Annotated in this window: 8 protein-coding genes and 1 other annotated feature; of the genes, 5 read left to right on the top strand and 3 right to left on the bottom strand. The window is 44.0% G+C overall.

Going from position 1 to position 12,966, the window contains the following annotated elements:
* Window positions 1-122 precede the first annotated feature (122 nt).
* The 3 genes from rplA to rplL all read left to right on the top strand — a co-directional run bounded on the left by rplA (window position 123) and on the right by rplL (window position 2,233).
* On the top strand, window positions 123-839 hold the full coding sequence (gene rplA / locus AB0756_RS18925; protein WP_038083950.1) for a 50S ribosomal protein L1: 717 nt from the start codon (window positions 123-125) through the stop codon (window positions 837-839).
* Window positions 840-929: 90 nt separating this feature from the next.
* Window positions 930-1,128 (top strand) — a sequence feature (ribosomal protein L10 leader region).
* Window positions 1,129-1,207: 79 nt separating this feature from the next.
* Window positions 1,208-1,759: a 50S ribosomal protein L10 gene (rplJ, locus tag AB0756_RS18920; protein ID WP_038083747.1), complete on the top strand. Its 552-nt coding sequence runs from the start codon at window positions 1,208-1,210 to the stop codon at window positions 1,757-1,759.
* Window positions 1,760-1,837: 78 nt separating this feature from the next.
* Window positions 1,838-2,233, top strand: a complete 396-nt coding sequence (gene rplL, locus AB0756_RS18915; protein ID WP_038083745.1) for a 50S ribosomal protein L7/L12 — start codon at window positions 1,838-1,840, stop codon at window positions 2,231-2,233.
* A 373-nt stretch (window positions 2,234-2,606) separates the two neighbouring features.
* On the opposite strand, the gene psbA is transcribed toward rplL, so the two are convergent.
* The 3 genes from psbA to AB0756_RS18900 form a co-directional block, all read right to left on the bottom strand.
* Window positions 2,607-3,689 (bottom strand): photosystem II q(b) protein, encoded by a 1,083-nt coding sequence (psbA, locus tag AB0756_RS18910; RefSeq protein ID WP_038083742.1) that lies wholly within the window; start codon window positions 3,687-3,689, stop codon window positions 2,607-2,609.
* Between the two features lie 365 nt (window positions 3,690-4,054).
* Window positions 4,055-5,596 carry an MBOAT family O-acyltransferase gene (locus tag AB0756_RS18905; RefSeq protein WP_038083740.1) on the bottom strand — a complete coding sequence of 514 codons (1,542 nt, stop codon included), beginning with the start codon at window positions 5,594-5,596 and terminating at the stop codon, window positions 4,055-4,057.
* A gap of 54 nt (window positions 5,597-5,650) precedes the next feature.
* The gene (locus AB0756_RS18900) at window positions 5,651-8,662 is read right to left on the bottom strand and encodes a DUF1574 family protein (RefSeq protein WP_038083738.1); all 3,012 of its coding nucleotides are present in this window, start codon (window positions 8,660-8,662) and stop codon (window positions 5,651-5,653) included.
* A 510-nt stretch (window positions 8,663-9,172) separates the two neighbouring features.
* Here AB0756_RS18900 and AB0756_RS18895 point away from each other — a divergent pair.
* Window positions 9,173-9,406 carry a hypothetical protein gene (locus tag AB0756_RS18895; RefSeq protein ID WP_038083947.1) on the top strand — a complete coding sequence of 78 codons (234 nt, stop codon included), beginning with the start codon at window positions 9,173-9,175 and terminating at the stop codon, window positions 9,404-9,406.
* 104 nt (window positions 9,407-9,510) lie between these two features.
* Window positions 9,511-12,684, top strand: coding sequence for a phosphoenolpyruvate carboxylase (locus AB0756_RS18890; protein WP_038083734.1), 3,174 nt, complete (start codon window positions 9,511-9,513; stop codon window positions 12,682-12,684).
* Window positions 12,685-12,966 lie beyond the last annotated feature (282 nt).

The following is a 12,966-nucleotide window of genomic DNA, read 5'->3' as shown; positions in this document are numbered from 1 at the left end:
AAGCCGTTAATAGTTAGTGGGAAAGAAAACAACTAACAACTAGCAACTAGCAACTAACAAACAAATAACAAAAATTATCGGGGGAGAGGCGAATGCTTCGTAAGAAACCCCAGGAGAGCGAAATGGCGAAAAAAGTATCGCGCCGCTTGCAGGCGCTTCTAGAAAAAGTAGAAGACAAAGATTATCAGCCCTTAGACGCATTAGCGCTGCTGAAAGAAACAGCTACAGCAAAGTTTTCGGAAGCAGCAGAAGCACACATCAGATTGGGCATTGACCCCAAATACACCGACCAACAACTGCGGACAACTGTGGTATTGCCCAAAGGAACAGGGCAAACAGTGCGGGTAGCGGTGATTGCCAGAGGTGAAAAAGTTACAGAAGCCAGCAATGCAGGCGCTGACGTTGTCGGTTCGGAAGAACTGATTGACGAAATTCAAAAAGGCAGAATGGACTTTGACAAGCTAATAGCGACACCTGATATAATGCCACAGGTAGCAAAGCTAGGTAAGTTACTCGGTCCTCGCGGTTTGATGCCATCCCCCAAAGGTGGAACAGTTACATTTGACATCGCAAGTGCGATCGGGGAATTTAAAGCAGGTAAACTAGAATTCCGAGCTGACCGTACTGGTATCGTCCATGTTATGTTTGGTAAGGCATCCTTCACACCAGAAGATTTACTGGTAAACTTGAAAGCGTTGCAAGAAACCATCGATCGCAACCGTCCTTCAGGAGCAAAAGGTCGTTACTGGCGAACAATGTACGTATCCGCTACAATGGGACCTTCTATTAAAGTCGATGTCAACGCCCTACGGGATTTGAAACAGGCTGAAGGTGTATAAATGGCTAATGGCTAATGGCTAATGGCTAATGGCTGATGGCTAATAAAAAACTAACGATTAGCAGTTAGCTATTAGCTATTAGCAATTCAAAATTAAATACAGCGACAGCCGGAGACAGCAGGTGCTATTTGCTTAATATCCTGCCGAGGTTTGCGTCTTAAATGCTAAAAGTACATCCTAAAAAGGCTTTATGTACTGTGGTGTAAAGACGATGAAGTAAAGACTTATTGTTAAAAGTGTCTTTACTACAAAACCCCGGCTGCGAGAGCTGGGGTTTATTGTTTTTGTAGCTAATTACTAATAGCTATTCGCTAATGGTAAAAGCACAATTAGCTATTAGCTATTAGCAAAATAAGGAGGTGATTAAGATGCCAAGATCCATAGAAGACAAACACGCTATAGTAGCAGATCTCAAAGAAACTTTGAGTGAGTCGCAACTAGCAATAGTCATTGACTATCAAGGGTTAACAGTTTCAGAAATTACAGACTTACGGAGACGCTTGCGTCCTGCGGGAACTGTCTGTAAGGTAACCAAAAACACTCTCATGGGTATTGCCATTAAAGACCAAGAAAAATGGCAACCACTAGAAGAACTGCTCAAAGGTTCTTCTGCCTTTTTGTTAGTTAAAGAGGATTTCTCTGCAGCAATTAAGGCGTACCAAGATTTCCAGAAAGCCACCAAGAAAACAGAAGTTCGTGGCGGCGTCATGGAAGGTCGCTTGTTGAAAGAGCCTGATATCAAAGCTTTGGGAGATTTGCCATCCAAAGAGCAACTCATGGCACAAATTGCTGGAGCCATCAATGGTTTGGCTACCAAGATTGCTGTTGGCATCAACGAAGTTCCAGGTTCTCTCGCTCGTGCTTTACAAGCTGTCGCTGATAAAGAAAAAGGCGACGGTGAAACTGAAAGTGCTTCTTAGTTAGTAGTTGGTAATTAGTAGAAACGAAATAACTAACAACTAACCATTAATCAATCAACATTACAGGAGTCATAAACAATGTCCGCAGTAACTGATGAAATTTTGGAGAAATTGAAATCACTCACTTTGCTGGAAGCATCTGAGTTAGTCAAGCAAATTGAAGAAGCCTTTGGCGTAAGTGCTGCTGCACCCGCAGGTGGAATGATGATGATGGCTGCACCCGGTACTGGTGCTGCGACTGCTGAAGCAGTAGAAGAGAAGACCGAGTTTGACGTTATTCTGGAAGCAGTTCCTGCTGATAAGAAGATTGCCGTACTTAAAGTTGTACGTGAATTGACCGGTTTGGGTCTGAAAGAAGCAAAAGACTTGGTAGAATCTGCGCCTAAGCCAGTTAAGGAAGCGATCGCTAAAGATGCTGCTGAAGCTGCTAAGAAGCAAATCGAAGAAGCTGGCGGTAAGGTTACTGTTAAGTAATTTTTGATTTGTCAGCTGAGTTCATTACAAAATGACTGACAGGGGATAAGTTCCAAACTATCCATATCAAAGCAGCACCCAAGTTGAAATTCATCATTGGGTGCTGCTTTGTTTTTGTCTGTTTAAGTTTTGGCAAAATGCCCTCAGAATAGAATTCTGGTGATTTCCAATCGTTGGGTTAAAAGGGGTTAGAAAACCGGATTTGGTATAATTTAATCTCTTGACCATTGGTCTAATTTCTTAACGCATTTTTCCCGTTGCCACATTCTCGCTTACCAAAAGCCTTAATAAAATAAAAGCGCCCCCATTTAAGAGGACGCTTTTATTTACTCACAAAAGAGACGATATTTAAACTATGTCTCGAGATTGATGATTAACCGTTGATAGCAGGAGCACTGATAGCAACAGGTGCAACTTCGCCAGCAGCCAAATCGAGAGGGAAGTTGTGAGCGTTGCGCTCGTGCATGACTTCCATACCGAGGTTAGCGCGGTTGAGGATGTCTGCCCAGGTTCCGATAGCGCGACCTTGTGAGTCGATTACGGACTGGTTGAAGTTGAAACCGTTAAGGTTGAACGCCATGGTGCTGATGCCCAATGCGGTGAACCAGATGCCTACCACTGGCCATGCTGCCAAGAAGAAGTGCAATGAACGGGAGTTGTTGAAGGATGCGTATTGGAAGATCAAGCGACCGAAGTAGCCGTGTGCTGCGACGATGTTGTAGGTTTCTTCCTCTTGTCCGAACTTGTAACCGTAGTTCTGTGACTCGGTTTCGGTTGTTTCACGTACCAAGGAAGAGGTGACCAAGGAACCGTGCATTGCACTGAACAAGGAACCACCGAATACACCTGCTACACCTAACTGGTGGAAGGGGTGCATGAGGATGTTGTGCTCTGCTTGGAACACCAACATGAAGTTGAAGGTTCCACTGATTCCCAAAGGCATACCATCGGAGAAAGAACCTTGACCGATGGGGTAGATCAAGAACACTGCGGTTGCGGAAGCCAAAGGAGCAGAGTACGCTACGCAGATCCAAGGACGCATACCCAAGCGGTAGGATAATTCCCACTGACGGCCCAAGTAGCAGAAGCAACCGAGCAAGAAGTGGAAAATCACCAACTGGTATGGACCACCGTTGTAGAGCCACTCATCTAAGGAAGCTGCTTCCCAGATGGGGTAGAAGTGAAGACCAATTGCGTTAGAAGAAGGAACAACCGCACCGGAGATGATGTTGTTGCCATAGATCAAAGAACCTGCAACGGGCTCGCGGATACCATCAATGTCTACAGGAGGAGCAGCGATGAATGCGATGATGAAGCAAATGGTTGCGGAAAGCAGTGTGGGGATCATCAGTACACCGAACCAGCCGACATAAAGGCGGTTTTCGGTGGAGGTGATCCATTCACAGAACCGTTCCCATACGTTTCCGCTTTCGCGACGTTGTACAGTTGTGGTCATAATTTGTTATGAGTGCTTAAATTGCTTAACTAAATGCAACACAGGAATACTTTGATCCTGTATTATTTCGACTGTACATGAATTTACCGAATTTTTACTATTAACGTGTTATTTAATTTTTTTATATATAGAATTAATTTTACTTATGTATGGGATGGTGATGTGATTTTTCAAATACTTTGAGTGATAAAGGATATGCTTATCACTTAAATCTTATGGTGGGCATTGCCTTTCCAACTGAAAATTCACTTCGTTCTCAAACTTGGTCTGGGAACGAGAAAAGAGAGAGTCTTAAATGAGGGATGCCACTCCATTCGCGACTCTGTCTTCTTCTAAGACGGTAAGTCTGTCGAACTCACGTTTAATTAAAAATCAAAGTAAATGTAAGGTAAGCTGCCATCTGGGGCAAGCAGCCAAACTCCATACAGGCATAAAGGGACAAATACAAGCTTGAGAGGCCAGTTGAACTGTAACTTCAAAGTTTGCTTGAAAGCATAGACCACAGTCATGAGGGTAACTAAAACACCCAGCAGAACCATCAGTTGGAACTGACTGATGTTGAGGACTTCTACGTATACCTTTTGAGCAAATTGGCTATCAGCTGGATAACCGAAAAGATGCTGGAAGACGAAAGAGGAATCATTTAAATTCGGCAAGCGGAACCAAATCCATGATGTGAAAACCATCAGTTGGGTGAGCAGCCAAGCCAAAAATGTACCGAGTGGTTTGTGCCAAAAGTTTTCCAAATCCTCATTGCGATCGCTAATTGCATCTGTTAGACGGTGAACAACCAAGGCTAACCCGTGAAATAAACCCCAAACAACGAAACCTAATGCTGCTCCATGCCAAATGCCAGCAATTAACATGATAATCAGTAGATTGACACAAGTCCGATCCAAGCCCTGACGCGAACCTCCCAAAGGGAAGTACAGATAATTTCTCAGCCAGTCTCCCAAAGTCATGTGCCACCGCCGCCAAAAATCAGCAATGCTAGTACTGAAATAGGGGGATTTAAAATTTTCTGGTAAAACCAAACCAAACAGCATCGCACTACCACGGGCGATATCAACATAGCCGCTGAAATCTAAGTACAGTTGTAAGCCGTAAGCCAATGTAGCCAACCATAAATCCAAGCTACCTGCCCGAGGTAAATTACCAAAACAGACATCAACAAAAATTCCCAGGTGATCTGCTAAGATGCGTTTTTTTGCAGCACCTCTAGCAATAAGCCACAATCCTTCTGCAACCAAATCTGGGCTTGGAAAGCGGAGATTTTGAAGTTGGTTGTTTAAAGTATGAAAGCGGGTAATTGGCCCGGAAATGAGTTTTGCAAAGAAAAATTTATAAACTGTAAATTTTAGAAAATCCTTCGTAGCAGGCGCACCACGATAGACATCAACTAAATAAGCAATACATTCAAAGGTGAAAAAAGAAATTCCTAAAGGAGCAATTAATTTAAAAGAGTCAGCAGTAGAATTTGTTGTTGCAGAGTTATGAAATAAGAAATTTAAGCTAGGTTGTAAATACTTAAAGCCAAGTAGTAGCAAAACATTTAAAGCTATCCCAAACCATAAAAGATTTAAACGACGGCGGTTCCAATCCACTTGGGCAAAACGCCAATCTTCATTAGAGAGTTGCCAATCCAAATTATGTTGTCCGGGGGCTGTATTTTCACCAATTTCGCGTCCCAAACGAAAGTTAATATAAATTAATGCAAATAATAAAGGAATGTACTGAACTTGTGCGGGTAACACTGTTGTGCTGGGATTGCCTTCTCCCAAAGAAGCATAAAAGACAACACTAGCAATGAGTAAAGTCCACAATCGTAACTTTTGTTGCCCTACAGACCAATAGATTCCCAGTACACTAAGCAAAAATAGCCCGTATAAAATAGATACTAAATTCATTTTTTTGTTGGTTATTAGTTGTTAGTTGTGATTCTCCTTTGTCTCCCTTGTCCTTCACTGAGTTGGCCAAGGAATCATTGCGTCTTTGGCTAGCTTTTTCGAGACTTCATACGCGCCATAACGGTTGAGATGGCTCGGGTCAGAAAAGAAATTATTGGCTTTGGGCCAAAGTTGGCTTAAATCTCGGTAAATGAAGTTTGGGCGTTCGGCTAAGCTCAACATATAGTTTTGAAACTCTTTCTCATATTTCAATCGCATGGAGTCCAAATACTCAGCAGTCAGAGGCATATTCACAAATACTAGGGAAATGTTATGAGCCTCGGTGAATTCAAGTACCGATCGCAAAGCTGTCTCTTGTTCTCCTTGAAGTCTGAAAGATTTGTAGTCGTTGTCATAACTCCCAAGAACTTTTGGGTGTTTGCTGTAATATTTGTCAGGTTGAAAGCGGATGGACAAAGGTAAGAAGCCATCAAAATCAACTGCTTGCTGTAAATTCTCTTCCGTAGATTCCCCCCGTTCAAAATTAGTGCTATTTGATACTGTATTGGGGTTTAATACTGCTAAAGAGTTGAGTTGTTGGCTTAAGAGTTGTTTGAGCCGATCTCGTTTTTGATAGCTCGCAGAGAAATTGCCCATTCCTTGATTGAGCCACTCATCAACAGCTTTGTAGCCAAGACTACTGTCTTTTTTAACTACCTTTGTTGTTTCTTGCAGCTCGGTCATTTTATTGTCACCATTCTTGGTATGTGCTTTTTCTAACACTTGCTGGTAACCGGGGGATGCTGCAATTGTGTTAAAAGTTATATCTTCCCGACCGCTGTTAAAAGCACGGGAACCATCAGCCCAAAGAATCAGCTTTGGCAGTTGCGATCGCTCGAGAACTTGACGAAGGATAAAATCAACAACTTGTGCCGTAGCACCATTAATCCCAAAATTGAACACATCAACGCCCGAGTAACCTTCGTTCTTTAAAGCTCGAGAAAGAGCTTCTGGATCTATCCCCCTAAGAGCACGGGAAGAGCCAATAATCAACACATCAGGTGGGCTACCTCTTTTTTGCAAACGATGTTTGTAAAGTACGAGTTGTTCGTCCAACTGACGGGCATTAAAACTGGGCATTTGCGAGCGTGCTGCCAAAAGAATAGCAGTTGCATTTGCCCTTTGTTTGATAGGTGTATTTTCTGGGCTTGTGTCTTGGTCATCGTTATTCGGTTGAATAAAGCCCGACGAATTAAAACCGTCATTTTTACGCGAAGGCTTTTCTTTAGAAGTGTTGGTAAAAAAAATTGAACTCTCACCCTGCTCGTTACCACTGTTCTTGGAAACCTTAGATCTAGCAGGTGCAACACTTGCAACTGTCGGGGTTGGTTGTATGTTGCGAGCAATAATTCTACCCAATACCCAATCAGATTGTAATGTCAGAATTAAGCCAAGTGCTCCCCAAACTAAAGCCACCCGGATTCCTTGGGAATCGATTGATTCTTCTGAAAACTGGTCTTTGTCAGCAAATAAATGTGTTTTAATGAGGAACTTTCTGACAGAAGTACTCCAGTCGCGTGCGACTTCTGCAACAAAAGTGTGAACTTCCTCTGGTGTTAAATCGGGGCGCAGAACTGGTTCGCTATCTGTAGCCGGAAGCAGTTCGCCAATATACGCCGAAGTCGCAGCAAATTCTGGAGTTGCTTCCGGTACTAGGCGTTGGCGTTCCTCAAAATCAACACCATAGTTCCAGAAAGGTTCCTTGTTGCCAGCCCGACGACCGTAAATCCGTATTCCTACAAGATCGGGAATTTTTAGCTGACGCACAAATTGAGCAATTTTACTTGCGACTTGTTTGCGTGCGGGACAAACGGGAGCATCGCACATAACGTGTAACAAATCTTCTTTACGCCGCAGGAGTACCCGGAGACCACCCGTTTTAAGACGCAAATCTAAGTTAGGATTTAGCAGACGCTCGAGTAAGAAGATAAGCGCGGGTTCATCTCCTGCAGTTGCCAACTCTAAAGCTGATGCTGCAAAATTTGGATTCTCATTAGCGGGTAAAGTAGACCAATCGACCCAAACAGGTTTGTTATCTGCGGCTGTTTTGCGTCCGTATATAGCAGCCGCCACAATACCTTGAGGGGCTATTTCTTGCAAAAGAGGTTTGATTTTTTCCAAGCACAATGCCTGTTCTGGTATGGCAGCAGTGCCTAACGGGTCGAAAGCTGGGGTGCAGAAAATATGCAACGTCGTTTCTTTGAGAGTAGCTTTTACAGCAACTTTTAACTCTGCCAAAATCTCATTGAGCAGCATCGAAATTGCCTGTATATCCCCCCAACGCGCCCATTCTCGCAGCATCACCTCTGATGGGGTTAAATCTACCCGTAACAGCCAATCTAAGGCAGGTTCACCACTAACTCGCGAGGCAATCACAGCATCTTTGTAGCCAGAAAGCTTTAGATGCCTTAATTTCTGGGCTATTGGTTCGCCAATTAAAGAGGGATCGGGGCTGTAACTCGACTCGCAGAATATCCACAAGCGGCTTTCTTTCTGCTCGGTTTGTCCCGTTACCTTCTGCTCAATTACCTTAACCTCTACGGACACCCCAAAAGCACTCATGGTTTCACTCAGGTAACGCGCAATGGCATCTGGATGTCCTTGGCGTGCCAAACTTTCGTTAGAAACAATCAGCGCTCCACCTAGATTGAATGCTGGTGTTTTAAGACCGCATTTTTCAGCGTCTTGTAACAGCGATTGATGCACCTGTTCGAGATGCCGGTCCAATTGGTTGAGATGTACCCTGTGACACCATTCGGGTTTTTTTTCCCCTTTTCTACGCCCGTAGACGAGAACTTGGTAAATAGCGGGTTGCTCTGCACTTGTCAGGACGTCCAAATCTGTTTGCTGTAGTGCTGTTAGCAAGTCAGACAGAGTTTGCCACTTTTGAGGGCATTCTGGACCTTCACAGAGAATGTGCAGGTCATTTCCTCGCAATCGGATTTTTACCCCGAAAGTGCTAATCCCTGTTGCTTGGCTAACCCATTGCAATAAGGATTGCTGGCTAACTGGTAAGAGTTTTTTCATCTAAAAACCTCCGGGAGCGGAGAAACCATGTGTCTTTAAATCGCTTTGGTCGCTTGTTTCTGATAAACTGGCCACTGATTTAGTACCCAAGTCCCAATTTTTAATTGCGAATCCCTTGTAAACTAGAACCATAGAAGCACAATATGTAACTTTTTTTAACACTTCTGTTACCTTCTTTTCTTAGAAAATCGGCAAAGATAGTCTTGTCAGGTTAGGGCAGATGAGCCACTGTGGTGGTGAGGCAACGCGATCTTGAGGGTTTCCCCCATGAGCGATTGCCCTGTATGGTTCCACAGGCTACAGTAAGTGGTGGCAGAAAGGAAAAATTCCATTTCGGAAGAAAAACGATATCTTTGGGGTTTGCTTGTTCAATCGTCCTTTTACCACGCTAGTTACTTTAATGGAGGTTCCCTCCGCAACGCACTAGATCCTCTGCCCCCGTACTTCTGCCTTCTTTATATTGATTTTTTCGTTTCATTGCTTTTATCCTCTTTACAGGAAGAAATACCAATGCCACCCATAACTTCTAAACCTTCTGAAACTGGATTAGACTTATTTTTGTTTACCATCCCTCAGTATGCCCTCTTACAAGTTGGTACAGCGTCTATACTACTGCTGTTACTAGCTTCAAAAACCACCGTAGAAACCCTGTATGCGATCGCTGAAGCTAGTGAAGAATTGTTTCGAGGCGATCGCCTTCCCATTCTTAACTTTCCAGAGGTGAACGACACAAACAAAAGTTAAAAAATATACATTTTTTGTAAAAAATTCTGTGGCAAACTCCATGACTATAAATGACCAAATTCGATAAATATTAGAGATATTATTTTCCTTAACCCACTAAAGGTATGAGTTTCCTTTTATACTCTTATTCGTCTCAGGATGTGAATATCTACCCCGCCTCTGAAATGTTTCTACGCCATCGCCTCCAAATTGTAGAGGAGTTGTGGGAGTCGGTTCTCAGACAAGAATGCGGTCAAAAGATGGTGGACTTATTACGACAGCTACGAGATTTGTGTTCTCCAGAAGGACAAGCAATAGATAACCAAGCCTCCTCTGTATCTAAGTTAATCGAGCAACTCAATATCAATGAAGCAATTCGGGCGGCTCGTGCCTTTGCGTTGTATTTTCAGCTGATTAATATCATAGAGCAGGATTACGAACAAAGACAGCAACTCAGTCGCTATGAGGTAGCCACAGAAACAAAAACTCAGGAAACTCTACCAAATTTTATTTATTCCTCAAATCAAGAAGAAGCTGAAGCACCATTGAACAGTGGATTGGGAGCAGACCTCCTTACAAAAAGCTGGCAGGCAACTTCCCAAGGAAAACAGAAAGGCACTTTTACAACTTTGTTTCCCCAGCTATTTCAGCTCAATGTACCGCCGCAGCAAATTCAACGTCTGATAGCACAGTTAGATGTGCAGTTAGTGTTTACGGCTCATCCAACAGAAATAGTTCGTCATACAATTCGCGACAAACAACGCCGAGTTGTACAGCTTTTACAACAACTTGATACCGTAGAAAAGCGCTCTTTTAACGAGCAGCACATAGCCGGGAATCCCCCAGGGACTTCCTTCGGTCAAGATGCTCCAAAACTATGCTTGAAGGCGGGCGGATATCCTTGGGAAGTAGAGGAATTACAAGCCCAATTGCTTGAGGAAATTCGCTTGTGGTGGCGAACCGACGAACTTCATCAGTTTAAACCCTCGGTGCTAGATGAAGTAGACTATGCCTTGCATTACTTCCAAGAAGTCATTTTTGACGCAATTCCCCACCTATACAAGCGGTTTAAATACGCTTTGGCTAATACATTTCCATGGTTAGAACCACCAAACAGAAACTTTTGTCGCTTTGGCTCTTGGGTGGGAGGCGATCGCGATGGAAATCCTTCGGTGACGCCGGAAATAACTTGGCAAACAGCTTGTTACCAAAGAAATATCGTTTTAGAAAGATATATCAAATCCATCAAGCAGTTGATTAACTTGCTCAGTTTATCGCTGCACTGGAGTGATGTTTTGCCAGATCTGCTGGAATCTTTGGAGCAAGAACAGTCTCAATTGAGTGAAGTATACGACAAACTGGCTTTGCGCTATCGCCAAGAACCTTATAGACTCAAATTGTCCTACGTTCAAAAGCGTCTGGAAAATACACGCGATCGCAATTTGGCTCTTTACAAAGGCGAAAAGCTCACTAACGAAAATACCTTCGTGTATCGCTCTGGAGAAGAATTTTTAGCAGAACTGCGTCTGATAGAACGGAACTTGACAGAAACAGGTTTAAGTTGTAAAGAATTAGAAAATTTGATCTGTCAGGTAGAAATTTTCGGTTTTAACCTAACACATCTCGATATTCGCCAAGAATCCACCCGTCACTCAGACACTTTAAACGAAATTTTGGAATACCTCGGAGTTCTGAAAGTTCCTTACAATGAGTTATCTGAAGAAGAAAGAGTGGCTTGGCTGACAGCAGAACTTCAAACCCGCCGTCCGTTAATTCCAGCAGAACTGCCATTTTCGGAAAAAACGAACGATGTCATTCAAACTTTACGGGTAGTGCGATCGCTACAGCAAGAATTCGGTCAAAATATCTGTCAAACATACATCATCAGTATGTGTCGTGAAGTGAGCGACGTACTGGAAGTGTTGTTACTTGCTAAAGAAGCGGGATTGTTCGATCCCGGTACTGCCATTGGCACGATCCAAGTCGTTCCCCTGTTTGAAACAGTGGAAGATTTGCGTCGTTCAACCAGCGTTATGAGGCAACTGTTTGCCCTACCACTGTACCGTGCTTTGTTAGCAGGAGGCTTTGCAGCAGCCAAGACAGAAGGAGATGGAGAAGCAACAGATCCCTCTTCCCCCCCTCTCCCCGTCTCCGCCTCTCCCACTCCCCCTCACTCTCCTTCCCCACTCACGCCTAACTTACAGGAGGTGATGCTGGGTTACTCCGATAGCAACAAAGACTCTGGTTTCTTAAGCAGTAACTGGGAAATTCATAAAGCTCAAAAATCTCTACAAACAGTAGCAGAAGCATATGGTATAGCTTTAAGGATTTTCCACGGGCGAGGTGGTTCTGTAGGACGTGGTGGCGGTCCTGCATATGAGGCTATATTGGCGCAACCCGGACACAGTATCAACGGGCGGATCAAAATTACAGAACAGGGAGAAGTTTTAGCTTCTAAATACTCTTTGAGAGATTTAGCGCTGTATAACTTAGAAACAATTACCACTGCTGTCATTCAAGCAAGTTTGTTGCGAACTGGGTTTGATGATATTCAGCCCTGGAATGAGATTATGGAAGAACTCGCAGCGCGATCGCGCAAACACTACCGCGCTTTAATTTACGAGCAGCCTGATTTTATTGACTTCTTCCACCAAGTTACCCCCATCGAAGAGATCAGCCAATTGCAAATCAGTTCGCGTCCAGCACGCCGTCCTTCTGGGAAAAAAGACTTAAGTAGTCTGCGAGCAATTCCTTGGGTATTTAGCTGGACGCAAACCCGATTTTTGCTACCTTCCTGGTACGGTATGGGTACAGCCCTGCAAGAATTTTTAAACGAGGAACCGGAAGAACATCTGAAATTACTGCGATATTTTTACATCAAATGGCCCTTCTTTAAGATGGTCATTTCTAAAGCAGAAATGACTTTAGCAAAAGTAGACTTGCAGATGGCGCGACACTATGTAGACGAATTATCAGAACCAGAAGACAAAGCCCGTTTGGAAAAGGTTTTCGATCAAATTGCTAGCGAGTACTACCTGACACGCGATTTTGTTTTGCAAATTACAGGGCATCAACGACTTCTAGACGGAGACCCCACACTACAGCGTTCCGTACAACTTCGGAATGGCACAATCGTACCATTAGGATTTATACAAGTATCTCTCCTGAAACGCCTGCGTCAAGCCCGAACCAACGTGACTTCCGGAGTTATTCACTCTCGTTATAGCAAAGGTGAGTTACTGCGGGGAGCGTTGTTAACAATCAACGGTATCGCCGCCGGAATGAGAAATACGGGTTGAGGCTGATGGCTAATGGCTAATGGCTAATGGCTAATGGCTAATGGTGAGTCCAGCACTGCAGGCGGTGAGACCAGTGCTATAGGCGGGTTTCCCGCGCCCTGGCAACTGGCGTACAGCCCTTCGGGCATAGCTTCGCAACGCGAAGCGTCTCCGTAAGGAGATACCCGAAGGGGTTTCCCACGCCCTGGCGACTGGCAACTGGCGAACCCGTGTAGTCTGGCGAGCATAGCCTGCGGCATCGCAGAGCGCGTGCCTTGCACGTAGCGTCTCCGTAAGGACATA

Source organism: Tolypothrix campylonemoides VB511288_2 (assembly GCF_045999855.1).
In the GTDB taxonomy this organism is placed as follows: Bacteria; Cyanobacteriota; Cyanobacteriia; order Cyanobacteriales; family Nostocaceae; genus Scytonema; species Scytonema bouteillei_A.
The sequence above is the reverse complement of the archived record's forward strand: the minus strand, read 5'-3'. Positions and strand labels throughout refer to the sequence as shown.